Genomic DNA, 25,069 nt, shown 5'->3' on the forward strand with positions numbered 1-25,069 from the left:
TTTAACATGCGCGTGTAGCTCAGCTGGATAGAGTACCTGGCTACGAACCAGGCGGTCGGAGGTTCGACTCCTTCCACGCGCACCAATATCGTTAATGAGATAATTCTTGTTAATGTACAGCGTTAAATGCGGAGAGGTGGCCGAGTGGCCGAAGGCGCTCCCCTGCTAAGGGAGTATGGGCTTTAACTCCCATCGAGGGTTCGAATCCCTCCTTCTCCGCCATTCTATTCTTTTAGTCGAGATGAATAGAATGATTTTACAGGGTAAAGTGCTAGTTTTAGTCTTTACCTTGAAAACTACTTTAGCAAGTAGAACACGATTTTGCGCGTGTAGCTCAGCTGGATAGAGTACCTGGCTACGAACCAGGCGGTCGGAGGTTCGACTCCTTCCACGCGCACCATCTCTGCATTAGTTAATTTTTAACTCATCAGTTTTGAATTTCAATTAGAAATTTTGTAAATAGTTGCTTAAAGCGAAGTGTTAAAATGCGCGTGTAGCTCAGCTGGATAGAGTACCTGGCTACGAACCAGGCGGTCGGAGGTTCGACTCCTTCCACGCGCACCATATAGATAAGCCCTGCAAGCAATTGCAGGGCTTTTTTATTGGCATTTAATTCAGTTCGGTTTATGCAGCTGATTAACAATGACATGCAGTTGCTTGGTAATACCAATCGTATTAACTATCTGTTCATTCAGCGGGAGTTCAACGCGCTTTAGACAAGGCGAAGGCTTGAAGGCATAGTGGTGCTATGTCGAAAGCCTTAAACGCAGTATAAAGCGCGTTGAAACCCGCCCTTCTGGAGCCTCACAGGCATTCCACTCCTGTGTTGCATTGACTTAAAAGGGAATAACCATTTCTGCGTCAATGCGCCTCGGATTGAAATGCCTGTGAGACTCTGAACTGATTAGATAGTTAATGTGATTGGTATAATAGCCCTGTTGATTGCTCAGGGTTAGTTATAGGCATGCTAGTTGCTAGCATAAGCTTGAGACTTAATATTGCGCAGAGCACTCTTTGATAGGCTCTAAGTGGATTATCTAGTCACAGCAAGACGTTAATGGAGTTATTAACGTGGCAGATAGCGATCTTATATGAAGGAGCGATTTTATGGTGCTATTGGCGATGTGTATTCATTGAACCGTGACTACAAAAAAGCAGCCTAATGGCTGCTCTTCATTTAACACTGAACTAAAGCAAGTGAGTAAATTAAGCTTCTAGCTTAGCGAACTCAGTTTTTTGCTCGTTGAGCTTGTCCATATCGCGTTTTAGCTCGCCCATTTTAGCGCGTTCTTTATCGATAACCGCTGGCGGTGCTTTAGCCACAAAGCCTTCGTTAGATAACTTGCCTTCGATACGAGCAATCTCTTGACCTAGCTTTTCAAGCTGTTTATCGATACGCGCCATTTCGGCGGCCACATCAATTAAACCAGCCATAGGGATAAGTAGCTCCATTTCGCCAATCAAGCCTGTAGTTGACATAGGCGCTATTTCGCCGTCAGCCAGAATCGTCATGCTTTCTAAGCGAGCAAGGGTGGTGAAGAAGGTTTGATTCGCTTCAATACGGGCCTTATCCTGCGCACTAACACCACGTAATAGGGCATTTAGCGGCTTAGAAGGAGCAATGTTGAGCTCAGCGCGAATGTTACGTACCGCGGTAATCACTTGCTTAACCCACTCTAAGTCGGCCATCGCTGCGCTATCTACTTTTGCAGCATCAAATGCAGGGAACGGCGCCAGCATAATGGTATCGCCACCTTTAGGTGCTGATACGCCTGCTAACGGTTTAACGCGCTGCCAAATGGTCTCAGTGATATAAGGCATCATAGGGTGCATTAAACGCTGCAGGGCTTCAAGCACTGTCACTAAGGTGTTGCGAGTGCCGCGCATTTGCGCTTCGCTGCCATTTTGCAATACCGGCTTTGTCAGCTCTAAGTACCAGTCACAGAATTGGTTCCATGTGAACTCATACAGGGTATTGGCCGCTAAGTCGAAACGGTAGGCTGTCATGTGGTCGTCAAAGGTCTTAACGGTTTGATTAAATAAACCGATAATCCAGCGATCGGCCAGCGATAATTCCATCTCGCCGCCTTTGTGCTCTGGTGAGCCAGGGCCGCAATCTTGATCTTCTGTGTTCATCAGCACGTAGCGTGAGGCGTTCCATAACTTGTTACAGAAGCTACGGTAACCGTCTAAGCGCTTCATATCCCAGTTGATGTCACGACCCGTTGATGCCATTGCTGCAAGCGTAAAGCGCAGTGCATCTGTGCCATGGGCTTCGATACCTTCGGCAAATTCTTTGCGGGTGCTCTTTTCAATCTTGGCGGCCAGTTGTGGCTGCATCATATTGCCGGTACGTTTCTCAACTAACGCTTCAAGTTCGATACCGTCAATCATATCGAGTGGGTCGAGCACGTTACCCTTAGATTTTGACATCTTGTTACCCGCTTCATCGCGGATAAGGCCGGTCACGTACACCGTTTTGAACGGTACTTGTGGCTTGCCGTCTTCATCTTTGATGAAGTGCATGGTCATCATGATCATGCGGGCTACCCAGAAGAAGATGATGTCAAAACCTGTCACCAACACGTCGGTTGGGTGGAAGGTTTTTAAATCTTCTAAATTATCAGGCCAACCTAAGGTGGAAAATGTCCACAGGGCTGAGCTGAACCAAGTGTCCAGTACGTCTTCGTCTTGGCGCAGTGCCATTGAGTCACTGATATTGTGCTTAGCACGTACATCGGCTTCGTTGCGGCCGACATAGACTTTACCATTTTCGTCGTACCAAGCTGGGATGCGGTGACCCCACCATAATTGACGCGAAATACACCAGTCTTGAATGTCACGCATCCACGAGAAGTACATGTTCTCGTATTGCTGCGGCACAAATTTAATGCTGCCATTTTCAACCGCTTCGATAGCGGTTTTCGCCATTGGCGCCACAGCGACATACCATTGGTCGGTCAGCATTGGCTCGATAACTACACCTGAGCGATCGCCGTAAGGCACTTTCAAGGCGTGTGGCGCAATTTTTTCGAGTAGACCTAAAGTGTCAAATTCAGCGACGATAGCATCGCGCGCTTTAAAACGGTCAAGTCCGGCAAAACGTTCAGGCAGACTGCCATCAAGCGTTTTGTTAAAGGTACCGTCAGAGTTCACCACTTCGGCGCTTGCACGAATGGCGGCATCTAAGGTCAGTACGTTGAACATAGGCAGGTTGTGACGTTTACCGACTTCATAATCGTTAAAATCATGGGCTGGGGTAATTTTCACACAACCCGTACCAAAGGCCATATCAACATAATCGTCAGCGACGATAGGAATGCGGCGGTTAACAATCGGTAATAAAATAAACTTGCCGATAAGCGATTGATAACGCTCATCGTCAGGGTGCACGGCAACGGCACTGTCGCCAAGCATGGTTTCAGGGCGCGTGGTGGCGACTTCTAAATAGTCTTTACCCTCGGCGGTCAGTTCACCGTCAGCCAGTGGATAACGCAGATGCCACATGTGACCCTGCTTTTCTTTACTTTCCACTTCCAAATCAGAGATAGCCGTGTGCAGCTTTGGATCCCAGTTGACCAAACGCTTACCGCGATAAATCAAATCGTCTTCATACAGGCGCACAAACACTTCTTGCACGGCCTTGGATAAGCCTTCGTCCATAGTGAAACGCTCGCGATCCCAATCAACTGAAGCGCCCATACGACGTAGTTGCTTAGTGATCGTGCCGCCCGATTGCGCTTTCCATTCCCACACTTTATCCATAAAGGCATCGCGACCTAGGTCATGGCGATTTTTGCCTTCTTCGGCTTCAAGCTTACGCTCAACCAACATTTGGGTAGCAATACCCGCATGATCAGTACCGACTTGCCATAGGGTATTTTTGCCTTTCATCCGTTGGTAACGGGTTAAGGTATCCATGATGGTGTCTTGGAAGGCGTGGCCCATGTGCAAGCTGCCCGTCACGTTGGGTGGCGGGATCATGATGCAATAATTGCCTTGGGATTCATCGCCGTGTGGCTTGAAGTAACCTTGCTCTTCCCAGTTTTGGTAAAGAGTTTGCTCGATGGACTGCGGATCGTATGTTTTTTCCATGGGAACGTGTCTGTCTCAAACTAATTAAGTGGATGTGTTGCTAAGTCTTGGGTCTGTAAATTGACCCCTAAGCCGCGATACTGTCGATAACGTTCGCGAGCGACCGCTTTATGCTGGTCGTCATTGGCAACAAAATCGATGATGTGGCCAAAGTTTACCGCAAATGGAGGCGCTTGGTCTGCAAGATTAATCAGAACTTGTCGACTTTTGTTGGCGCCGATGCGATCAAACCCAATTTCAACTGGCGATCCAGTCATCGGGCCTTCACCTTTGAGATTGTGAGGCACAAACGCACTGGGTTCAAACTGCCATAAAAGTTCATCAATTGCATGGGCTTGCTGCTTGTCTTGGCAATGAATATACACCCATTGTTGTTTCACAAAAGCCTGCTGCGCTAGCTGGCAAGCTAAAAGATGCATTGCGTAAAGTGCAGGGTTGGTGTTTGCCGTTACAACGGGCGAATTTGTCGTAGCCTCAGCAGACGATACCACCGGCGGCATGAGATAAAACAGCACTTGAGTCATGATTTCAATGCCTTGCTTCATTTGTTTTTGTGGCGAACCAGAGTAGCAGTTTACACTAAAAGCCTGTATGGGTTAATGCTTGGGTGAAGCTTGGGTTTAGGTTTGATTAATCATTGTCTTTCAACGTTTTGTTGGCGGCTTTAAAATCGCTTGAGATGACTTTAGTAACGTAATTATTCATTGAAAATATTCGATGTATTACTGTTTTTAGCTTTATTAACTCAAGTCATAAATTGATTATTAACATGAAATAGATAATAAAAAAGGCGAAGATTTTTATCTTCGCCTTTAATTCATCGAGTCGTTAACAAGCTAAGACCGGATAGTCGGTTATTCGCCTGCTTCAACGCCAGCACGATTGATCAAGAACTGAGTCAATATTGGCACAGGACGACCTGTTGAACCTTTATTAGCTCCGCTATTCCATGCTGTGCCAGCTACATCTAGGTGCGCCCAGTTGTATTTTTTAGTAAAGCGCGAAAGGAAACATGCTGCCGTAATTGCACCCGCTGGACGGCCACCTAAGTTGGTCATGTCAGCAAATGGGCTGTCGAGCATATCTTGATACTCATCCCATAATGGCATACGCCATGCGCGGTCACCACTTTGCTCACCGGCGCTTAATAGCTCGTGTGCCAGTGGATTATGCGATGAGAACAGACCTGAAGCATGTTTACCAAGGGCAATCACACAGGCGCCTGTTAGCGTTGCTGTGTCAATAACCAATTCAGGATTGAAACGCTCAACATAGGTTAAAACGTCACACAGCACTAAACGACCTTCAGCATCGGTATTTAACACTTCAACGGTTTGGCCTGACATAGTAGTCAGAATATCACCTGGACGGTAAGCGTTACCCGATGGCATATTTTCACAGCCCGCCAGAATACCGACAACGTTGATAGGTAACTTCATTTCACAAATGGCTTTCATGGTGCCAATAACGCCGGCTGCGCCGCCCATGTCATACTTCATTTCATCCATGGCTTCGCCAGGCTTTAATGAAATACCACCTGAGTCAAAGGTTAACCCTTTACCGACTAATACAATGGGTTTTTCTGTGCTATCGACAGCACCCTTGTATTCCATCACCGTCATAATAGATTCGTTGGCACTGGCGCGGCCTACTGCGAGGTATGAGTTCATGCCCAATTTGGCCATTTGCTCTTCACCAATAGTGGTTACATGCAGTGTGTTGTGTATTTCTGCCATTTGGCGCGCTTGCGAGGCTAAATAGGCAGGATTACAGATATTAGGTGGCATGTTGGCGACATCGCGACATAAATGCATGCCGGCAGAGACTGCCATACCATGCTCAATGGCACGTTCACCTGGGGTTAATTCACGGCGAGTTGGTACATTGAAGACTAATTTACGCAGTGGACGACGAGTTTCACCTTTACGTGTCTTTAGGGCATCAAAGCTATAAAGACTGCTATTAGTGGTTTCAACCGCCTGACGTACTTTCCAATAGGTATCGCGTCCTTTGACGTGCAGTTCAGTTAAAAAGCACACGGCTTCCATTGAACCCGTTTCATTAAGGGTGTTGATTGTTTTTGTGATAATTTGTTTGTATTGGCGCTCGTCTAGTTCTCGTTCTTTGCCACAACCCACTAATAATACGCGTTCACTCAATACATTAGGAACGTGGTGCAGCAATAACATCTGGCCAGGTTTACCTTCCAGATCGCCGCGGCGCAACAAGTTACTGATGTAACCTTCGCTAATTTTATCTAATTGCTCTGCGATGCCTGACAGGCGGCGGGGTTCATAAACACCGACCACGATACAGGCTGAGCGTTGTTTTTCGGGGCTACCGCTTTTTACGCTAAACTCCATGAGCACTCCTAGATTCTTAAAGACAAATTTTTATATTTATTAGATAATGTCTGCTTGCCCTGAAAAGGGCCTAAGTTACTACTCCAAAGGTGATTTATTCTCGGCGCTTAAGTCATACATTTAATGACGTTAAGTTTACCTATAACCCCTGAAGTTGGTCAGAAAACTATCAAAAGTAGTCAGTTTACATGAAAGTTACGCTGTTACCAGCAAAAAGATAAGTTTAGAGACCGGAACCTGCCTGTGATTGTATTTAAATACCTAATTCGAGAAGTTTTAAAGGCACAAGTTGCAGTGCTTTTAGTGCTGTTAACTATTTTTATTAGCCAACATTTTGTACGCATTTTGGCCGATGCCTCCGATGGTGATTTCCCTGCCTCCTTAATCATGACTTTGATCGGGCTTAACTTGCCTTATCTGGTCATTTTAGTCCTACCTTTAAGTTTATTTTTGGGGATTTTACTGGCCCATGGCCGTATGTATTCTGAAAATGAGATGGTCATTCTCCACGGCGTTGGCGTTAGCGAGTGGTATGTCGCCCGAGTGACTTTAATTCTTGCTGTAATCAATATGTTACTTACTGGGTATTTATCGCTTTATGTCGCGCCTTGGGCTGAAGAACGGCAAAACCAAGTGCTCGAAAAAGCCCAATCTGAAGCAGGGCTTGCGGCCTTGGTGCAAGGGCGTTTTCAAGCGAGTCCTAATGGCCGCGCAGTATTGTTTGTTGAACGTATTGGCAAGGATAACGAATTAGAGAAAGTATTTGTTGCACAATTACCCGATCCTGATGACGAAACAGGTGTCGCTAACGTAGTTGTAGCTAAGGGTGGACGTGTTCAAGAAGACAGTTTCGGTGCACAACAATTGAATTTGAACGATGGCGTGCGTTATCAGGGCAGCCCTCGATTGAAGGACTACCAAGTGCTTGAATTTGCTGGCTACAACATGCAAATCAAAGAGCAGCAAATCGATGAGCGTCGGCGTAAATTATCGGCACTGCCCGTTGATGAACTGGTTAAAGTTGAAGGTGCGGAAGCGGTTGCAGAGTTTCACTGGCGTTTAGCTATTCCGCTAGCGATTCCGATAATGACGTTAATTGCAGTGCCGCTAGCTAGGGTGAATGTACGCCAAGGTAAATTTGCTAAAATGTTCCCCGCGATACTATTGTACCTTGGCTATTTTGGTTTGATGGTCGCGGGACGTAAGGCATTACAAGATGGCATTATTCCACTGTATTTAGGAATGTGGTGGATCCATGTTTCGGCGCTCTTTATGGGGGTTTTTCTGCTGGGGAAAGATCGACCTATCTTTAGCCATCTATCGGGATTATTTACCCATAAGAAGGTGGCGGCATGAAGATTTTAGACCTTTATATCGCGCGGATATTGTTAAGCACTTCAGCGCTTTGTTTGCTGGTATTGACGGGTTTGTCGGGCATTATTAAATGGGTTGACCAACTGCGTTTAGTGGGGCGCGGCACCTATAGCATGATGGATGCGGGGATTTATGTGCTGTTTTTAGTGCCACGTGATATTGAAATGTTTTTCCCGATGGCTGTGTTGCTGGGCGCGTTGATTGGCATGGGAATGTTGGCATCGAACTCGGAACTTGTGGTGATGCAAGCATCGGGTATGTCCCGTTTGCAGATTACTATGTCGGCGATGAAAACCGCAGTGCCGTTAATGTTATTAGTTATGGCATTAGGTGAATGGGGCGCTCCCATTGCGGAACAAAAGGCCAATGAACTACAGGCGATTAAACTTTCTGGCGGGAGTTTAATTAAATCTCATCGTGGGATTTGGGCCAAAGATGGCGATTTTTTCGTTAATATTGGTGAAGTTGAAAAGATAGACAAACTCAATAATATTACACTCTATAAGTTTAATAGTGAGTTAAAACTCACTAACGTAGTGCATGCTGAACGCGCGGTTTTTGTTGAGAATAGTTGGCGTCTATTTGATGTGAAACGTACCGATTTAAGCTATGACAGAGTCATTCTAGAACACCACGACGAAGAACAATGGCAATCGAGTTTAACCCCAGATAAGCTCAGTGTGGTATCGGTTAAACCTGAAGCGTTATCGATTCGTGGTCTGGTCGGTTATCTTGAGTATCTAAAAACGAACAGCCAAGATCCTAGCCGTTATGAGCTCGCGTTATGGCGCAAGATGATGCAGCCAATGACTGTTGCCGTAATGATGTTAGTGGCGTTGTCGTTTGTGTTTGGCCCGCTACGAACTGTAACTATGGGGGCGCGGGTATTACTTGGGGTTGTGGCAGGTTTTAGCTTTTATATCAGTAACGAAATTTTTGGTCCCATGAGCATGGTGTGTGAGTTACCCGCTTACGTAGGGGCTGTTGCGCCGAGCTTATTGTTTACTGGGATTGCCTTTTACTTTATCCGGCGATGATGTTTCTATTACTTTGAATTTAACCCATAAAAAGCGACGCAAATGCGTCGTTTTTTATGGGCTAATTTTCTAACTTCACTTACGCGCCGTGCCAGTTACGCATTTGGTTGGCTTCTTTAGACAACACAACCACTTCTGAGCGAGTCATACTATCTTGCAGGGCAAGCTTGTTACCACTGATGAGGATCCACAGATTACCAATGCCGAGCAATGACCAAATAATACGCGCATAGGCGGTGATCAGGCTTAAATTTTGCCCGTTAGGATGCTGCACTTTAAGGCGCCAAGCGCGCATACCTAAGGTTTGGCCACCTTTGCTCCAGAATAAGGCGTAAAAAGTGCCAACACACAAGACCAGCCAGAGTTGATAAATACCGTGATAAATTGGCGTACCATTTAGGGCGTCTGAGACATGTTCAAAACCGTTCATACCCACTAACCCTAAAGTGGTTAAACCGTAGAAAATCCCAAAGCCTGCTGCGCCAGCAACCATATAGACCGCTATGGCTAACATTGAATCGTAAACAGCGGCGCCTAAGCGGCGTAAGAACCCCGCGCGGGGAAAGTTAGCATGTTCGGTATTGAGCATCACAGTGTCCTGTTTTAAAGTGCTTAAAGCGAATTCAAAAATCAATAACCTGCTTAGGCTTCGGGTTCTTCATCTCTAACAAAGTGGATATTGCTAAAGCCAAAGCGGGCAAATTCTACTTTTCTGAATTCTTTTTCTGCCTTTGCACCTTTGCGAGATGTCATGGCGACCTGTTGTTCCATCGCTAAAAATTGGGTTAAATCGATGCCTTCAGCTTCGGCAACCGCTTCATATAAATCGTGGTGTTTATCGTAGCTAAAGGCGATAGTTTTAATCTTACCTTTAAAGGTATAAGTGACTTGACGGGCCATGGGGGAGCTCTCCTGAAATAAGTCTGAAATTAATTAAATTCACTTCTAAAAATAAAATATACAGCACCTAATATGCACAATCCTGCCCATAGATAATCGAGCTTCAAGGGCTCTTTCATGTAGAAATAGGCAAAGGGGACGAACAGACTTAAGGTGATGACTTCTTGTAAAACTTTTAACTGGCCGAGATTCATAACCGTATAACCGATACGGTTAGCGGGCACTTGCAGCAAGTATTCAAATAGGGCGATGCCCCAACTCACTAAGGCGGCGATAATCCAAGGTTTTGAGCCTAAGGTTTTCAAATGTCCGTACCAAGCAAAGGTCATAAAGATATTGCTTAGGCAGAGTAAGCCAATAGTGGTCAGGGTTGGATTCATCTTTCATCTCTATGATTAAATTTATAAATCATATACATAGCATCGTCAGTGTAACTGCCAAGACATTTATCTATGCTCTGAGGTTTAAAGCCCATTTTAAGCCAATAACTGTCGGCGCCTTGTACAGCAACGAGAGATAAGGAATTAAGATTAAAGCGATCCGCCAGTAATGTTAAACGGGTGAGTGCTTTAGCACCAGCACCCAACCCTTGGGCTTTTGCTGAAATCGCAATATCGTGCAGATACAAAGTATCAGCCTTAGGTAAATGGGTAATGGGCTGATAAAGCGCTGGTGGCATATTGACGGTCCAAGGATGCGCCAAACAATAACCCACAACCGCTTTATCGACTTCAAACACAAAACAGGACTGAGGCGATACCTGCCATTTACTCTGCAGCACATGCAATGGCTCAGGATCCAGTTGTGAGTAACACTCATCTTGGATGTTTAAAATAGCATCCCAATCCTGTGGGGTGATTGCTCGCAGTAACATGGCCGATATTTATCCCGCTCAATATATCTCTCTTAAAATAAGCTCGGCATTATAACCTCAAGCGGCTTTAAAATGCAGGTTTGAGCGGCAATATATAGCGCTTAAAACCCCATTAAAACTGAGCTTTCAGTGCTTTTTTCACGCATAACGGCTAAATACCTAGATATCGTTGGCGCAGGTGACGCTCAAGATATTGACTATTTAAGGTTTCACCCGTTGCTTGCTGAATTAGTTCATCTGTTGTGAGCAAGGATCCCTTTGACCAAATGTGTTTGCTCAGCCACTGAAATACCGATTCCAGCTTGCCAGCATCGATTAAAGCCTCAATCGGCCCTAAGGCTTTTTCCATCGCAAAACGACACTGGGCAGCATACATGGCGCCTAAGGTGTAACTAGGGAAATATCCAAGTTCACCTACAGCCCAATGGATATCTTGCATACAACCGTCGCGATAATTGCCATCGGTATTGATCCCCAGTAATTGTTGCATCTGCGCCGACCAAAAATCAGGTAAGTCATCAACCGTTAAGCTGCCGTCGATAAAGGCTTTTTCCGCCTCAAAACGCAGTAAAATGTGGCAGGGGTAGGTGACTTCATCTGCGTCGACGCGAATAAGCCCGGGATTTACGCGGGTGTAATGCTGGGCTAATTCTTGGGCGCTAAAATCACAATTAAGATGCTGCGCGATTTTAGGCTGCAACTGACGTAAAAATGCCGAGTTTGCCCCGAGCTGCATTTCACAAAATAGACTTTGGCTTTCGTGTACGCCCATAGAACGTGCAAGCCCAGCGGGTTGACCGCGCCATGCTTGAGGTAAACCTTGTTCGTATCTGGCATGGCCAGTTTCATGAACTATGCCCATAATCGCGCTACTGAAATCGGCCTCGTTGTAGCGAGTCGTTATGCGTACATCGCTTGGCACGCCGCCGCAGAATGGGTGGCTACTCATATCTAGCCTGCCATGATTAAAGTCAAACCCCAAAAATGTCATTACGTCACGGCCAAGGGCTTGCTGCGCGCTAATATCGAAGGGACCATTGAGCACAAGCTTAGGCTCGTTTGCCTGCTTAGTCAGCACTTCTTGGATGAGTGTCGGTAGCCAACCTTTAAGACCGCCAAAGGTTTGTTCTAGCTTTGCCGTGGTCATCCCCGGTTCAAATTTATTGAGCAGGGCATCATAGGGCGCGATATTTTGGGCTTCACCGCGGATCTGCGCTTCTTCCTTAGCAAGCGCAATGATCGCTTTTAGATTGGGCTTAAAGCCTTGCCAGTCATTATTTTTACGTTGCTCGCGCCACGCATTCTCACATTGATAGGCCATCTTAGTTTTGGCTTGCACTAGGCTGCCGGGTACTAAGTTTGCCTGTTGATACTGGTACAGCATTTCCCGTAGGTTGGCTTGTTGCTCTGTTGAGAGTGATTCGTCCGCCGCGCCATGTAAATGCTCGGCTAAGGTGTCAGAGGTTTTGAGTGCGTGGATATGCAGCGCCAGTTCTGCCATTGCATTACCGCGATCATTACCGCCACCAATGGGCATCATGGCTGCTTGATCCCAGTCACCCAAAGCGCTGAAATGTTCAAAGTGAGAAATTTTCTGAAAGTGTGCTGTCAGTTTGTCGTAACGTGGTGTTGGTACTTGAGGCTTAAGCTGTGTGCCCATTTGATTTTCCTTCTGGCGCATAAAACCTGCGCGAATAAATAACAATAACAGGATGATAATACAATGAAGTCAAAATTCTATAGCACTAAAACGCTAGAGGTTGCGTAGTGCCTGACCCTCGCCGCTATCGTTTTGATGGTACACACCGACTGATAAATTTATAGATTGTTTGGTGTTAATCAGGCTTAAACCTTGAGAGAAGGGGAGGTTAAGGCTTACCTAACCGTTAAACCGACTTACCAAACACCACATGAAACTTTAGCCATGACTGTTTATGAGGCTTAAAGAGTCGTTGTTTGGCGCGATAAATAGGACATGATCCATCAGATTTGTTAATTAAAAACGCTCGCCTTATAACTTAGCCTTTTTTAGGCTAAGTAGAAATCTAACCGCTTATTGGTGTACCTTATCGCCGCCCGATGAGTGACCTTACTGCATGACAGATAGCGCATGACTCTTGTCCCGATTGATAAATTCGACCACCACTGGCATCGCTTTGATACACCCCGCCAAAGCTACGCGCATGGGTCACTAAGCTATCTTGTTGGGCGTGACAAGCTGTGCAGGTTGCCAAGGTTGGGGAATACTCAGCAATTTGACCATGGCTAGTTGCATCGGATGCGGAAATTATAAAAATATGGACAAGTGGCCTGTTCATGAGGCCGCCACAAAGGAAAAGATTGAATTAAGCCTAAGCCTAAGCCTAAGCTTAAGTTGTTGCAGTTATCTTAATAATGGGCGTACTAGAGCATTGGCTCAGCTTGCCAGAGTTTGGGTGTACTTTTTGACTATCTCATCAATCTTACCATTGGCTCTTAGGGTCGCTATTGCTTGATTGATGGCTGGTAGCAAATTGACGTGCTCCTTACGTAATCTAAACACTAGGTCCCCATCAGAATGTACCGCGGCAAGTGCCACTGGGATCCCTAGCTGAGTCGACCAATACAGAACAGGATAATTACCCGCAATAATCGCATCGACTCTGTGTTTGTCTAAGGCTTTGACTAACTCCTGCTCAGAGGTAAAGTCGGCACGGATAAAGTCCTTATCATCGTGGTATAAGTAACCGCGCACAGTGCCTATGTGTTTGCCTTTTATCTGGTTGATATCATTATATTGACTCACGTTTTCGGGCAGGGTAACTACATATTCAATGATTTTAATGATGGGTGTAGATTTAACAAACAACGGCCCTAAATCTTGTTTTACAAACCAGCTTGGACTGACGATATCAAAGTCGAGTTGACCCGTTTCGAGAGCATTATTGGTGCGCTTAGGTGGCAAGTCGAGGATTTCAGCTTCAATTTTAGCTAAAGATAAAATCATCGGGATCAGTTCTGTGATCATTCCAGGCGCCTCTGCTTGATGATCAATAAAGTAAGGATACCAAGAGTAAGAGCCAGTAATATTGTATTTAAGCGACTGTGCGAAGGCCGGTTGCTGAGTAAAAAAAATGATAAATAAAGCGAATTTAATTAAATGTTTATACTCTAAGCCCCGCTTAATCATCTTGTCCTCATCCCTGTTATCTTGATGTACTTCAGCACAATGTTGTGGCTATCTTACCTGACCTGTGTGAATAAAATGTTTCTTAAATCACACAAGTCATATTCAAGCAGTTCAACAGGTTAGGCAATTGTACTTTACGCTAATAGTTGGCACAGGGCGGGTTGTTGATTATGGGGATAAATTCGATAGGTTTTATGATGTTTAATTAAGCTAGTTTTCTTATTGCTTTGGCTAAGCAATAAGCCATGGGATAACGCAATTCGCGTCAGTTGTTGCTCATCGGCACGGACATATAAGTTAATTGGCTTTATGAGCTGATCATCTTTGATATGTTGGCTAAATTCTTTCGCGTCAATCACTAAGCTGGATTGACCATCGCCATCGAGCTTAAGTTTTGCAGTAATGTCAGTATCCGTAAAGACTAGCCATTGTGCCTGTTTCAGTTCCTCAAGCATGGCATTTAAACCTATTCCTAAGGCCGGCTCAGTTTTTTCAATAGCTTGATATTGATACACAATCCTTTCTAATAAATGTTTGAGTTCAGCGCCAGCACCTTGGCTGCGGGCTAAGCGGATCCATGCTGTTAGGTCGTCAGCAACCAGTTTAGAAAAACGTTTTTCTTTTAAGGATTCGACCATCCAGTTACACAAAAAATGGCTTTCCTGCGCCGGTGTACGCTGGGCTTTTTTCGTTTGTGCTGAGGCGGTTAAATCGGCAAGACCCGCAATGGCGAGTTCCAGCACAACTTGGTTATAGGTTTGAGAATTCATTATGGCTCCGCCGCGGGCTGAAGTGATGTTATCTGTTTGAACTATCGGCATAAATGATGCTGAGCTCGAACGCTTGGATTGCGGCGGGGCTAGTTTATCAAAGTGCCACTTAAATCGATATTGATTATTCTGTGGTGGCTCAGCCCTTGTGGTATTACATGCTTAGTATTAACAGCGTTGATTAAAGATCCCTCCTGCCAAAAATAGCGTATAGGCAGTCAGATAGGATAAGTCCAGCATATTAACTCAACTGTGTTACGGAGTTTTAATGAATAAAATCAATCCCAAAAAATTACTCAACAGTAAATGGACTGCGGTAAAACCGGCCGATAAAGAAAAACATTTTTTAATCACAGAAATTGAATTTGATGAGGAAGGTTTAGTTGTCTTATGTTCAATTGAAGCAGTGATGTCTAAACGAGTGATACCGATAAACTGGCTTGATTTAAAAGATGAAACCCATTGGCTACAAGGCTGGAAATAGTGGGAATCAATTAGATCATGCCATTATTCTTTCTTGTTTTAGAGTGGATCCTCCGCGCTTTCCCTCGCTACTCTCGTAATGTCTTCTTTTAAAATATCCCATTATTACTCAACACTGATTGATCCAAATTTGAGAGTAATAACGATTTAGTGACTGATATTTATTGCGGCCAAATCGATATTCCGTTATTTTGCATTGGCCATCTATACGTCTGGATGGTTTGTGGTTATTTAAGGTGCTCACTGAAGCCGTGCATTGTAATCAACACAGCAAGGTGCTGTGTCGCAGGATTCTCATTAATTATGAGTGCCTTAATAAAACGAAGTCGCATAAAAGATTGAGGTAAGCAAGATGGATAAGCAGCAACTGTGGGTGTTGGATGGTGGTATGGGGCGTGAGTTGGCTAGGCGTGGCGCGCCTTTTCGCCAGCCTGAGTGGTCGGCGTTGGCCCTGATAGAAGCGCCACAAACTGTGACTGAGGTACATCAAGCCTATATCGCTAGCGGAGCCAAAGTTATCACCACTAACAGTTACGCACTCGTGCCATTTCATATCGGTGACGAGCGTTTTGCCGCCGAGGGTGAAGCGCTGGCTGCATTGGCGGGCAAACTGGCACGGGATGTCGCGGATGAACACGCAAATGCGGTTCGTGTCGCGGGCTCATTGCCACCCTTGTTTGGCTCTTACCGTGCCGATTTATTTGAAGCCACGAGGGTGAGTGAGTTGGCGCTTCCACTCATTCGAGCGTTGTCACCCAGTGTCGATCTCTGGTTAGCCGAAACCATGAGTTTGATTGCCGAGCCTTTAGCAATCAAGGCCTTGCTGCCAGAAGATGGCAAACCATTTTGGGTTTCTTTCACCTTAGAGGACGAGACGTTAGGCAGCGAACCGACACTTCGCTCCGGTGAGCGGGTGGCAGATGCTATCGACGCGTTAGTGGCAGTCGGTGTGGATGCGATTCTGTTCAACTGTTGTCAGCCTGAGGTGATTGAGGCGGCATTACAGGTAGCCAGCGACAGATTAAGTGCTCAGGGGCGTGCCGATATTCGACTCGGTGCCTATGCCAATGCGTTTCCTCCCCAACCAAAAGAGGCGACCGCTAACGATGGTCTGGATGAGATCCGTGCCGATCTTGGGCCGCTCGATTATCTCAGTTGGGCTGAGCGTTGGCGCGCGGCAGGGGCTTCGCTTATCGGTGGTTGCTGCGGCATTGGTCCCGAACACATTCAGGCTCTTTCTACTCGTTTGCGCTAAGGATTTTGTATGAAAGAGAACAGGATTGGTCTCTGGTCACTCACAGCCCTAGTGTTCAGTTCTATGGTAGGTGCGGGAATTTTCAGCCTGCCGCAAAACATGGCCGAAGTAGCAGGTGTTCGAGCTGTGCTGATTGGTTGGGGGATCACTGGTGTGGGCATCTTGGCATTGGCTGCGAGTTTCCTCTATCTGTCGCGCTTGAAGCCTGAGCTTGATGGCGGCATTTATACCTACGCCAGAGCTGGTTTTGGTGAGCTGGTGGGCTTTTTTTCTGCTTGGGGCTATTGGCTTTGCGCCACCATAGGCGTGGTGGGATATTTAGTCATTGCGTTTGCTGCACTTGGCAGCTTTGTCGATACTCCGCAGCAAGTTTGGTTTGGCGAGGGCAATACGCTGACCGCTTTTATCGGTGAGTCGTGCATTTTGTGGGCGGTGCATTGGTTGGTCTCACGCGGCGTACAGCAGGCCGCGATGTTCAATCTGGTGGCGACATTGGCCAAGAGTTTGCCGTTATTGCTGTTTGTACTGTTTGCTTGCTATTACTTTGACCCTGTGACTTTTGCTCAGGACCAAGCGGCCAGCACTTTAGCTGTGCCAGTGTCGGAGCAAGTGCGTAACACTATGCTGATCACGCTTTGGGTGTTCACCGGTATCGAAGGTGCGACTGTGTTATCGGCGCGCGCTAAGAATAAACGGGATGTAGGCACGGCGACTGTCCTTGGCGTCGTGCTGGCGCTACTACTTTATGTGCTTATCTCTGTGTTAGCGCTGGGGGTTTTAGCTCGTCCTGAACTTGCTGCACTGCCTAATCCCTCTATGGCGGGGCTGATGGGGCACATGAGCGGCTCCTGGGGTAAGGCGCTGATCAGCGTCGGGCTTATTGTTTCTGTGCTGGCCTCCTATGTGAGTTGGACCCTGTTCTCGGCTGAGGTGCCTTTTAGCGCAGCCCGTCACGGTGCTTTTCCTGCCATTTTTTTGCGGCAGAATCGTAATGGCACGCCGATAGCGTCCCTGTGGCTATCTAGCTTAACGGTGCAGTTTTGTTTGTTACTGGTGTGGCTGCTCGGTAAGGGGTATACCAATTTATTACTCATTTCTACATCGATGATTTTAGTGCCTTATTTACTGATTGGTCTGTACCTGCTAAAGCTTTCTTTGGGTGGGCAGGGCAATGGAATGATGAGAATTGTGGCGCTAGTGTCGAGCGGTTACGGACTTTGGCTACTCTATGCCGCAGGCGTCAAGTATCTGTTGCTATCCTTGTTACTTTACGGCCCAGGGTTACTGTTATTTCTCTATAGTCGCCGCCAACTTGTTGATGGTAAAAAGCTTAACATTCGCGAGCGATGGCTAGCTGGAACGACACTGCTGAGTTTATTTCCCGCGTTATGGTCGTTTTATTATCAGTAGATTAAGGATCATAGCAGGGTAAAGTGGACTGTGTTATATCGAAGTAGGCATAAAAAATCGGCCACAACAATTGTTGTGGCCGATTTGATTAAAATACGTGGAAAGGGGTTAAGCGCTATGCGTTTTACACCACCCGTTTTAGCGATTACTTAAGCTTTTTTGCTTTGCTCGGTGCTTGACCCACTTTCATTTTTACGCGGCGGCCTTGCATGTTTTTCTCAGCAGTAACTTGAGCGCCGACGTTGTCAGTTCTTTGTTGGTTTTTAGCAAAGCTGCGACGAGTTTGCAGTTGTTTTAACAGTAATTCGCGGCTACCGACTTCATAACCTGGCACTGTGACGCGGCGAATCTGTTGACCGATAAGCTTTTCGATATCAGCTAAAGTGCGTTCTTCTTCACGACTTACAAATGAAATCGCCACACCTGTTTTGCCCGCGCGGCCTGTACGACCGATACGGTGTACATAGTCTTCTGCGAGGAAAGGTAAGTCGTAGTTGACTACGTATTCAAGGCTTGGGATATCCAGACCACGGGCGGCAACTTCGGTGGCAACCAGTACGCGTACATCACCAGCCACAAATTCACGCAGGGCACGGCGACGACTACCTTGGCCTTTTTCACCGTGGACCACTTCTGATGGAATACCATCTAAATTCAATTCTTTGACTAAGGTATCGGCGGCATCACGGGTTGCGGTAAATACCAATACCTGTTGCCAGTTTTTCTTACCGATAAGCTCAGATAATAATTCGCGTTTACGGCGCTGCTCGACCGGATAAACCACTTGGCTGACGGTATCAGCTGTGGTGTTTTGCTTATCGACGCTGATGACTAATGGTTTGACCATCATATCGTTGGCGAGTTTTTTCACCGCGCTTGAGAAGGTGGCCGAGAACAGCAGGTTTTGGCGTTTTTTGTTTACCGCTTGTAGAATTTTTTGAATATCGGCGCTAAAGCCCATATCTAACATACGGTCAGCTTCATCGAGGACTAAAAAGTCGACGTTTGATAAGCTTAAGTTACAGGCGGTAAGGTGCTCAAGTAAGCGACCTGGCGTGGCAACAATTACATCGGCGCCGCGTTTTAGCTTTTGCGCTTGAGTCTCTATTTTTACGCCGCCATAAATGGTTAATACGCTGAAGTTTAGGTATTTACAGTAAGCTACAACGTTGTCGGCTACTTGCGCAGCAAGCTCACGGGTCGGCGTAAGGATTAATACGCGGGTATTCGACTTTAATGTTTCACTTGGCTTTTCAACCATCTTTTGTAAAATCGGCAAGGCAAAGGCGGCGGTTTTACCTGTACCTGTTTGCGCACTGGCTAAGACATCTTGGCCGCGGCGGATAGCAGGTATCGCTTGCTGCTGAATAGGCGTCATTTGTTGATAACCGCAATCTGAGATAGCGCGCAAAATCTCGGGGGAAAAACTAAAAGATTCAAATCTCATTTTGGATTCCTGTCATTTACTTATTCAAACATTCAAGCACCTAAAGCCGATTTTTTTACTGTTCTGCCGACTGACATTTATTGATATCAGTACCACTTAGGCTCCACAGTAGACGCTAGGCTAGCTCATTCTTCCACACAGATTTTAAGAAAAATGGCGGGCGCGGAGTATAGCAAAAATTTTGGTTAAAACCTGAACTTTTTAGTGTTTTGGCGTTTTATCTGAATGATTTAGTCAAGAAGGGATAAAAGTCTGAGTACGAGTCAGCCGTAGTGAGGTTAATTCTGCAATATTTAGGTCGAGAAGTCCCATTGATAAAGAACAGAAAAAAATACCGCAGCCTTAACTGCGGTATTTTACTGTTCTAAATACGTCTGTTTATCCGAAGGTTTGCCGCAGACCGAGAGCTTTTTCAGCATTATGTTTTAGTAAGTTAGCAGCATCACCAATCAGATGGGTTGCAGCTAGGTTTTCATGACTGACATGGGCGATAGAATGGATATTACTGGTAATCTCATTAACTACTTGCCGTTGTTGAGCGGCGGCAACGGCATTTTGTTGGGCAAAGTTATGTATGTCGCTGACTTCTTGATAAATGGTATTCACATTCTCGGCCGACAGTTGAATATCGCTCGCGCAACGCTCGGCGTGTTCGCGGCTTTGTTCCATTTCTTTTGCCCAAGCGTTAAGCATGGTAAACATCTTATCGACACTTTTCGAAATGCTGTTGGTTGACAGCTGGGTTCTGCTCGATAGCGCGCGAACCTCATCGGCCACCACGGCAAATCCGCGACCTTGCTCGCCCGCCCTTGCCGCTTCAATCGCCGCATTGAGTGCGAGTAGGTTAGTTTGCTCAGCAATCGAGTCAATTTCTCCCATCGCATTAGCGACTTGCTCGGCTTCTTTATTTAATTGCTGCGCATTAGTGGCAGCGTCGGCAACAGACTTTGCCAATTGTTCTACTTTTTGAGTATTGGCTTGCATGTTAGCACTGCTTTTGAGGCAAAGCTCATGGGCAGTATTAATGCTGCTCGAGGTTAATTGGGTATTTTGAGCCACCTCTGCAACGGTTGAACTCATTTCTTCCATTGCGCTTGCAAGCTGTTCTAGTTGGTTTTTCTCTTGATCTAAACTGACATAAGTTTGCCCTGTTGCAACGACCAATTGATCGGCGATACCGTGCAGTTGATTGGCTTGATCTTGAGTGCGTCCAAGCACGCCATTCATTTTTGCCTGCAGCATAATTAACTGAAAGTCGAGAATCGATGAGGTATCAGCGCCAGAATAAATATAGCGACTAATCGAATCGTATTTAGTTTGCATATCAATTAATTTGGCGGGGATCAAAAATGCCTCATCATAGAAAATGGCTAAGTTGATACCCATCAGTACCGCCCCCGCAATAATCACTCCCCAACCCCAAAAATAGCCTGCAAGCAGTAAACCTATTGAAGCTACTATTGCTGAAACAATGCGTTTTTGCATTAAGCTCAGTGGTTTAGGGATTGATTTGTTTTGCTTAATCTTCTGATAAATTTCATTCGCTTTACTAATGTAGTTAGCCTGAGGATAAATGCGAACCGATTGATAACCTACTATGGTGCCGTTTTCAAATAAGGGCGAGACGAAAGCATCAACCCAGTAAAATCCACCATTCTTACAGCGGTTTTTAACAATTCCGCGCCAAGACTGACCTGATTTTAATTTTTCCCACATTTCTTTGAAGGCTTCACGGGGCATGTCGGTGTGGCGCACAATATTGTGGGCACTACCAATTAATTCTTGGGCGCTATAGCCAGACACTTCGGCAAAACGGGTATTAACGTAAGTGATAGTACCGCGAGTGTCTGTGGTTGAAATGAGTTCATCATTTGGGTGCAAACGAACTTCTTGCTCTACACGATTCATATTTATAGGCTTATTGAACTTAGGGTTACTCGGGCTCATTTAGTGTGTCCATTCCTGGCCGATACGATGATTTAGGATATAAATAGGTAGTTTAATCTGCGCTAGCGCTCATTGGTGCTAACTTGTTATGTGATAAGGTTATCATTTTGTTTGGGTGTAGGAGAGACATATTTACTTGGTTTTAATGATAATCAATCGATTGTTGTATTTACAACCTATTGCAAAATATCATTTTTTCACTTAAAAGTAACAAGATTAAAACAAGCGTTTATATCAATCTGCGGTTATTCCCTTTGTTTTTATAGGGTTAATCATGCTGGGGGATTTATTGCACCCTATAAATTCAACACAAAAGAGTAATATATAGAAATAGGTATTATTAATTGAGGCGTACAGAAATACAGCTTGGGTGGTACAGAAATCAGGATGTGAGCAATGCGTACGTTATCGGTTGTTTATTGTGCAAAATGGTGTGGTTATATTTTGCTTATCTATTAAGGTGTTTAGCTCAAGACCTTCAAAAGAAAGTGAATATATTGTGACAGTAAAAAACCGCTCAAATGTGCCGACTTGAGCGGTTCTGTGTAAGGGAGCGATGATAAAGCAGCAATGCTTTAATACTCCTGCTTGCTTGTTTTATACTTAAATCGCCCGAGTCGCTTGGGTTAGCCAGGCTAACTCATCACCCGACATCAATGGGGCTAAGGTATCGTACACTTGCTGGTGGTAGGCATTGAACCAACTGATTTCCCCTTGCGTTAACATGTGTTTATCGATAAGGCGCTTATCCATAGGGATCATCGTTAGTGCGTCAAATTCATACATTTCACGCTCAGCGCCTTTAAGTGCCTCGCAGTGTTGCACTACCACTAAGTTTTCTAAGCGAATACCAAAATTGTCTGCACGGTAGTAACCTGGCTCGTTAGAAAGCACCATGCCGGGCAGCAGTGCAATACCGTTGACATTTTTACCTATGCGCTGCGGGCCTTCGTGCACACTTAAAAAGTGACCGACGCCATGGCCAGTGCCGTGGTCGTAATCAAAGCCATATTGCCATAGATATTGGCGCGCGAACGCATCTAGCTGCTGGCCTGAAGTGCCTTTAGGAAAGCGGGCTTGGTCCAGTGCAATATGACCTTTTAGCACTAAGGTCACCATTTTTTTATGTTCATCGGTAACATTGCCAATGGCAATGGTGCGGGTTACATCGGTAGTACCGTCAATATATTGCGCGCCAGAATCCACTAGGTAGATGCTATTCATCGCCATCATGGCGGGCGTGCCATTGTTGTGATTGTAATGGCACATGGCGGCATTAGCGCCAGCAGCAGAAATGGTATCAAAGCTTGGCTCGCGATAATGTTCATCCTGCAGGCGAAAGCTTTCTAATTTATCTGCAAGTGTGGCTTCATTATGCAGATGATTTGAAGCAACTTCGGCATCTAACCAAGCCAGAAAGCGCGTCACGGCAACGCCATCACGGATATGACAAGCGCGTATTCCGGCAAGTTCTGCACTGTTTTTCTGCGCTTTGGGTAATGCAACAGGGTCGATGCCAGCAATTAATTTAGCTCCGGCTTCACGGGCAATATTTTGTGCCCAAGCGTTAGCTGAATTAGGATCGGCTAACAGTTTTACACCCTGCAAGCTGGCAAGTGTGTCGGCGAGTGTGGCCTCGGCTTTAAAGCTCACGCCTTTACCGACATGGGCCTCAATACCTTTAGGTAATTTTGCTAAGTCGGTATAAAGCACCATATCACCATTGGCGTACAATAGGGCACAACCGAGCACTACAGGCAAGCGTGGTATATCGTTGCCGCGAATATTTAACAGCCAACAGAAAGAATCTAAAGCGGCAATTAAAGCTACATCGGCACCGGCTTTTTTCACTAATGTACCAATTTCGGTACGTTTTTGTAGGCTGGTTTTACCGGCACTCTCGTTACTGAATAAAGTGATGGGCGCGCTTGATGGCGCGGGGCGATGTTGCCAATGTAAATCAATCGGGTTTTGCGCAACAGACACTAATTCAATTTGCGCTTTGTCTAAGATGGCTTTGGCGTTTTCGAACCAAGCTAAAGTATGCAATCTTGCATCAAATCCCACGCGAGAACCCGCTGGCAGTGCATCACATAACCACTCAATTTGTGGTGTGTCGGTAAGGCTCTCGTAGCTGAAAAGTGCAGCATCAACTTGTAGGCGAACTTGCACGGTATAACGGCCATCGGTAAAGATAGCCGCCCTATCTTTTAATACGATCGCCAACCCTGCCGAGCCAGTAAAATGAGTCGCCCAGTACAAACGCTCGTTATGCTCAGGTACGTATTCGCCCAGATATTCGTCGGCGCGTGGAATAATGAATGCATCGAGATTGGCAGCAGTTAATTCGCTACGAATAGCGCCGAGGCGGCTAGCGATAGAATGTGGCATATAGGCTCCAAGTGAGACCGGCACGTAATGCGAGTCGGTCGATAAAGGTTTTATATTGATTTGAGTTTTAACCCGTTTAGATTATCGCAAGTCTAAGGTTACAGATGCAAGGAAGTGAATAAAGGATTTTGTATACAATCGTAAGTGTGTGCTGGAATGAACGTTAACCGTGGCTTTTATGCCTGATTAAATGGAGTCAGTTTGAGCAAGGTAAAAAGCTAGCTGTATAAAATATCATCTATAGCTAATTGATAGTTTGCCCCTTATAAATTAGCAGCTTAATACTTATTTTATCGCGAGTACTTTGCCAACATGCTAATATTTTGTACCTTCGCTCGGGGTCAGAGCGGGGGACATGTATCAGTGGAGCTGGCGATGCAAGTATTAACCATAGATGTAGGCGGGACTAAGGCCCTGTTTAAGCTTCAACTGGCGGAACATACAGAACAATATAAAATTCCTACCGGTGAAGGCTTTAAGATTGAAGAGTTAAATAACCAGATTGCCGCATTAGAGCGTGATTACGATTTACAAGATTACCAACTCGCGATTGCAGTGCCTGGACTGGTGCAAAATAATCGTTTGGTGTCGTGTAAATCATTACCTGGACTCAATGGTTTGAGTTTTGACACAGTAAAAACTCAAGGTGAGCTTAAGTTTATCTGCAATGATATCGAGGCGGGTATGCAGGCCATTTGCGATACAAAATATGCCTGTGAGCTGTTGGTGATGTGCGGCACCGGAATTGGCATGTCGATTGCCTTTAATGGGCAAGTCTTTACTGGCGCAACAGGTGTAGCTGGTGAATTAGGCCATTGCCGAGTGATGACAGAATCAGGTGAATTTAGTTTAGAGCAGTTGGCCAGTGGCGATTCAATACGAAGTCGTCATATTGCCACGGCAGATGAACTGTATCGGGCGGGGAGTTATCTAGGAATGGGGCTTGCTTGGGCGGTTAACTTATTGAATCCTAATCGAGTATGGTTAGCGGGAAGGATGATAAATAATGCGCCGTACTATAAAGGTTGCCTTGATAGTTTAAAGCTAATGGCACTGAGCACTCCCTTAGCTGGGGTGCAAATTAATCGTGTCGAGGATATGGAAACCTTAGTTTGCCGCGGGTTATCTGTGATGCTCGCAAGGGATTATCCTCGTTCGTAATACTCCACGGTGTAGATGGCTAAGTCGATAATCATTAGTTTGCTGCCACGCGGCTTTAAAATATAAATGCTTGAATATAAAGCAGGACTTGTAATGCCTTTGGCTTATTGAGTGCTGCTTTTTTATGTTGAAAGTCATCAGTAACCTCCTGATTACCCAGTTAATATTAGTAATAATTAAACTGAATTTAATTCCTTTCTTATCAGTCTACTATCTCTCTTGATGATATCTTGTTGCATTTATGTGTTGCTTATGTTTATGCTTGTTGCGGCATTGACAGCGTTGTCATTGCGTGTAAAAGGCAAACCAGTTGAAAAACTGGGACGCAAAGCCTCCGGTCTAAAGGTTTGTCTGTACCTATGATAGCGGGGATACCACAGGTTTTTCTTCATG

At 45.6% G+C, this 25,069-nt stretch carries 19 protein-coding genes, 4 tRNA genes, 1 pseudogene and 1 riboswitch; of the genes and pseudogenes, 10 read left to right on the forward strand and 14 right to left on the reverse strand.

The annotated features are described in order from the left end of the window. Positions 1-8 precede the first annotated feature (8 nt). The 4 genes from BW947_RS01275 to BW947_RS01290 all read left to right on the forward strand — a co-directional run bounded on the left by BW947_RS01275 (position 9) and on the right by BW947_RS01290 (position 564). A tRNA-Arg gene (locus BW947_RS01275) sits at positions 9-85 on the forward strand. A gap of 45 nt (positions 86-130) precedes the next feature. Next, positions 131-222 (forward strand) — tRNA-Ser (locus BW947_RS01280). A 101-nt stretch (positions 223-323) separates the two neighbouring features. Then, positions 324-400, forward strand: a tRNA-Arg gene (locus BW947_RS01285). Between the two features lie 87 nt (positions 401-487). Then, a tRNA-Arg gene (locus tag BW947_RS01290) sits at positions 488-564 on the forward strand. A 642-nt stretch (positions 565-1,206) separates the two neighbouring features. Here the strand turns inward: BW947_RS01290 and BW947_RS01295 are convergent. From BW947_RS01295 to pepA, 3 genes are all read right to left on the reverse strand, one after another. Further along, positions 1,207-4,095 (reverse strand): valine--tRNA ligase, encoded by a 2,889-nt coding sequence (locus BW947_RS01295; protein ID WP_076496510.1) that lies wholly within the window; start codon positions 4,093-4,095, stop codon positions 1,207-1,209. Positions 4,096-4,115: 20 nt separating this feature from the next. Beyond that, positions 4,116-4,619 (reverse strand): DNA polymerase III subunit chi, encoded by a 504-nt coding sequence (locus tag BW947_RS01300; RefSeq protein WP_076496511.1) that lies wholly within the window; start codon positions 4,617-4,619, stop codon positions 4,116-4,118. A gap of 330 nt (positions 4,620-4,949) precedes the next feature. After that, positions 4,950-6,458, reverse strand: coding sequence for a leucyl aminopeptidase (gene pepA, locus BW947_RS01305; protein ID WP_076496512.1), 1,509 nt, complete (start codon positions 6,456-6,458; stop codon positions 4,950-4,952). Positions 6,459-6,701: 243 nt separating this feature from the next. Here pepA and lptF point away from each other — a divergent pair, with 243 nt between their 5' ends. Both lptF and lptG read left to right on the forward strand, forming a co-directional pair. Then, complete coding sequence (gene lptF, locus BW947_RS01310; protein WP_076496513.1) at positions 6,702-7,814, forward strand: LPS export ABC transporter permease LptF; 1,113 nt, start codon at positions 6,702-6,704, stop codon at positions 7,812-7,814. Continuing rightward, positions 7,811-8,869: an LPS export ABC transporter permease LptG gene (lptG, locus tag BW947_RS01315; RefSeq protein WP_076496514.1), complete on the forward strand. Its 1,059-nt coding sequence runs from the start codon at positions 7,811-7,813 to the stop codon at positions 8,867-8,869. The genes lptF and lptG overlap by 4 nt, the downstream gene beginning before the upstream one ends. 79 nt (positions 8,870-8,948) lie before the next feature. Here the strand turns inward: lptG and BW947_RS01320 are convergent, their stop codons facing one another. The 8 genes and pseudogenes from BW947_RS01320 to BW947_RS01355 all read right to left on the reverse strand — a co-directional run bounded on the left by BW947_RS01320 (position 8,949) and on the right by BW947_RS01355 (position 14,582). Then, on the reverse strand, positions 8,949-9,458 hold the full coding sequence (locus BW947_RS01320; RefSeq protein WP_076496515.1) for an RDD family protein: 510 nt from the start codon (positions 9,456-9,458) through the stop codon (positions 8,949-8,951). Between the two features lie 53 nt (positions 9,459-9,511). Next, positions 9,512-9,769, reverse strand: a complete 258-nt coding sequence (locus BW947_RS01325) for a DUF2960 domain-containing protein (protein ID WP_076496516.1) — start codon at positions 9,767-9,769, stop codon at positions 9,512-9,514. 29 nt (positions 9,770-9,798) lie between these two features. Beyond that, entirely contained in the window at positions 9,799-10,149 is a 351-nt protein-coding gene (locus BW947_RS01330) for a DMT family protein (RefSeq protein WP_076496517.1), read from the reverse strand. Further along, positions 10,146-10,643, reverse strand: a complete 498-nt coding sequence (locus BW947_RS01335) for a GNAT family N-acetyltransferase (RefSeq protein ID WP_076496518.1) — start codon at positions 10,641-10,643, stop codon at positions 10,146-10,148. The genes BW947_RS01330 and BW947_RS01335 overlap by 4 nt, the downstream gene beginning before the upstream one ends. A gap of 151 nt (positions 10,644-10,794) precedes the next feature. After that, positions 10,795-12,303, reverse strand: a complete 1,509-nt coding sequence (locus tag BW947_RS01340) for a carboxypeptidase M32 (RefSeq protein ID WP_076496519.1) — start codon at positions 12,301-12,303, stop codon at positions 10,795-10,797. 393 nt (positions 12,304-12,696) lie between these two features. Next, a pseudogene (locus BW947_RS01345) lies at positions 12,697-12,934 on the reverse strand (multiheme c-type cytochrome); the annotation flags it as partial. Positions 12,935-13,059: 125 nt separating this feature from the next. Next, positions 13,060-13,812 (reverse strand): substrate-binding periplasmic protein, encoded by a 753-nt coding sequence (locus BW947_RS01350; RefSeq protein ID WP_076496520.1) that lies wholly within the window; start codon positions 13,810-13,812, stop codon positions 13,060-13,062. A gap of 134 nt (positions 13,813-13,946) precedes the next feature. Next, positions 13,947-14,582 carry a DUF2913 family protein gene (locus tag BW947_RS01355; protein ID WP_076496521.1) on the reverse strand — a complete coding sequence of 212 codons (636 nt, stop codon included), beginning with the start codon at positions 14,580-14,582 and terminating at the stop codon, positions 13,947-13,949. Positions 14,583-14,850: 268 nt separating this feature from the next. On the opposite strand from BW947_RS01355, the gene BW947_RS01360 reads away from it, so the two are divergent. The 3 genes from BW947_RS01360 to BW947_RS01370 all read left to right on the forward strand — a co-directional run bounded on the left by BW947_RS01360 (position 14,851) and on the right by BW947_RS01370 (position 17,730). Then, positions 14,851-15,066: a TIGR02450 family Trp-rich protein gene (locus tag BW947_RS01360; protein ID WP_076496522.1), complete on the forward strand. Its 216-nt coding sequence runs from the start codon at positions 14,851-14,853 to the stop codon at positions 15,064-15,066. Positions 15,067-15,417: 351 nt separating this feature from the next. After that, positions 15,418-16,320 (forward strand): homocysteine S-methyltransferase family protein, encoded by a 903-nt coding sequence (locus BW947_RS01365; RefSeq protein ID WP_076496523.1) that lies wholly within the window; start codon positions 15,418-15,420, stop codon positions 16,318-16,320. Between the two features lie 9 nt (positions 16,321-16,329). Then, positions 16,330-17,730, forward strand: coding sequence for a basic amino acid/polyamine antiporter (locus BW947_RS01370; protein WP_076496524.1), 1,401 nt, complete (start codon positions 16,330-16,332; stop codon positions 17,728-17,730). Between the two features lie 145 nt (positions 17,731-17,875). Here the strand turns inward: BW947_RS01370 and BW947_RS01375 are convergent, their stop codons facing one another. The 3 genes from BW947_RS01375 to BW947_RS01385 all read right to left on the reverse strand — a co-directional run bounded on the left by BW947_RS01375 (position 17,876) and on the right by BW947_RS01385 (position 23,515). Continuing rightward, a complete protein-coding gene (locus BW947_RS01375; protein ID WP_076496525.1) occupies positions 17,876-19,177 on the reverse strand; it encodes a DEAD/DEAH box helicase in 1,302 nt (433 codons plus the stop codon). A 378-nt stretch (positions 19,178-19,555) separates the two neighbouring features. Then, entirely contained in the window at positions 19,556-21,124 is a 1,569-nt protein-coding gene (locus BW947_RS01380; RefSeq protein ID WP_076496526.1) for a methyl-accepting chemotaxis protein, read from the reverse strand. A gap of 603 nt (positions 21,125-21,727) precedes the next feature. Next, on the reverse strand, positions 21,728-23,515 hold the full coding sequence (locus BW947_RS01385; protein WP_076496527.1) for an aminopeptidase P family protein: 1,788 nt from the start codon (positions 23,513-23,515) through the stop codon (positions 21,728-21,730). Positions 23,516-23,890: 375 nt separating this feature from the next. Between BW947_RS01385 and BW947_RS01390 the strand changes: the two genes are divergently transcribed. Further along, positions 23,891-24,676, forward strand: a complete 786-nt coding sequence (locus tag BW947_RS01390) for an ROK family protein (RefSeq protein WP_076496528.1) — start codon at positions 23,891-23,893, stop codon at positions 24,674-24,676. A gap of 290 nt (positions 24,677-24,966) precedes the next feature. Beyond that, positions 24,967-25,055, forward strand: a riboswitch (cyclic di-GMP riboswitch). The last annotated feature ends 14 nt before the right edge of the window (positions 25,056-25,069 follow it).

Source organism: Shewanella morhuae, from assembly GCF_900156405.1.
Lineage (GTDB): Bacteria > Pseudomonadota > Gammaproteobacteria > Enterobacterales > Shewanellaceae > Shewanella > Shewanella morhuae.

What these genes read in the sequence shown, in the direction of transcription:
- BW947_RS01295 (WP_076496510.1), bottom strand. Translation starts at nt 4,095, where the DNA reads ATGGAAAAAACATACGATCCGCAGTCCATCGAGCAAACTCTTTACCAA.
- BW947_RS01300 (WP_076496511.1), bottom strand. Translation starts at nt 4,619, where the DNA reads ATGACTCAAGTGCTGTTTTATCTCATGCCGCCGGTGGTATCGTCTGCT.
- pepA (WP_076496512.1), bottom strand. Translation starts at nt 6,458, where the DNA reads ATGGAGTTTAGCGTAAAAAGCGGTAGCCCCGAAAAACAACGCTCAGCC.
- lptG (WP_076496514.1), top strand. Translation starts at nt 7,811, where the DNA reads ATGAAGATTTTAGACCTTTATATCGCGCGGATATTGTTAAGCACTTCA.
- BW947_RS01320 (WP_076496515.1), bottom strand. Translation starts at nt 9,458, where the DNA reads ATGCTCAATACCGAACATGCTAACTTTCCCCGCGCGGGGTTCTTACGC.
- BW947_RS01325 (WP_076496516.1), bottom strand. Translation starts at nt 9,769, where the DNA reads ATGGCCCGTCAAGTCACTTATACCTTTAAAGGTAAGATTAAAACTATC.
- BW947_RS01330 (WP_076496517.1), bottom strand. Translation starts at nt 10,149, where the DNA reads ATGAATCCAACCCTGACCACTATTGGCTTACTCTGCCTAAGCAATATC.
- BW947_RS01335 (WP_076496518.1), bottom strand. Translation starts at nt 10,643, where the DNA reads ATGTTACTGCGAGCAATCACCCCACAGGATTGGGATGCTATTTTAAAC.
- BW947_RS01340 (WP_076496519.1), bottom strand. Translation starts at nt 12,303, where the DNA reads ATGGGCACACAGCTTAAGCCTCAAGTACCAACACCACGTTACGACAAA.
- BW947_RS01350 (WP_076496520.1), bottom strand. Translation starts at nt 13,812, where the DNA reads ATGATTAAGCGGGGCTTAGAGTATAAACATTTAATTAAATTCGCTTTA.
- BW947_RS01355 (WP_076496521.1), bottom strand. Translation starts at nt 14,582, where the DNA reads ATGAATTCTCAAACCTATAACCAAGTTGTGCTGGAACTCGCCATTGCG.
- BW947_RS01360 (WP_076496522.1), top strand. Translation starts at nt 14,851, where the DNA reads ATGAATAAAATCAATCCCAAAAAATTACTCAACAGTAAATGGACTGCG.
- BW947_RS01365 (WP_076496523.1), top strand. Translation starts at nt 15,418, where the DNA reads ATGGATAAGCAGCAACTGTGGGTGTTGGATGGTGGTATGGGGCGTGAG.
- BW947_RS01370 (WP_076496524.1), top strand. Translation starts at nt 16,330, where the DNA reads ATGAAAGAGAACAGGATTGGTCTCTGGTCACTCACAGCCCTAGTGTTC.
- BW947_RS01375 (WP_076496525.1), bottom strand. Translation starts at nt 19,177, where the DNA reads ATGAGATTTGAATCTTTTAGTTTTTCCCCCGAGATTTTGCGCGCTATC.
- BW947_RS01380 (WP_076496526.1), bottom strand. Translation starts at nt 21,124, where the DNA reads ATGAGCCCGAGTAACCCTAAGTTCAATAAGCCTATAAATATGAATCGT.
- BW947_RS01385 (WP_076496527.1), bottom strand. Translation starts at nt 23,515, where the DNA reads ATGCCACATTCTATCGCTAGCCGCCTCGGCGCTATTCGTAGCGAATTA.
- BW947_RS01390 (WP_076496528.1), top strand. Translation starts at nt 23,891, where the DNA reads ATGCAAGTATTAACCATAGATGTAGGCGGGACTAAGGCCCTGTTTAAG.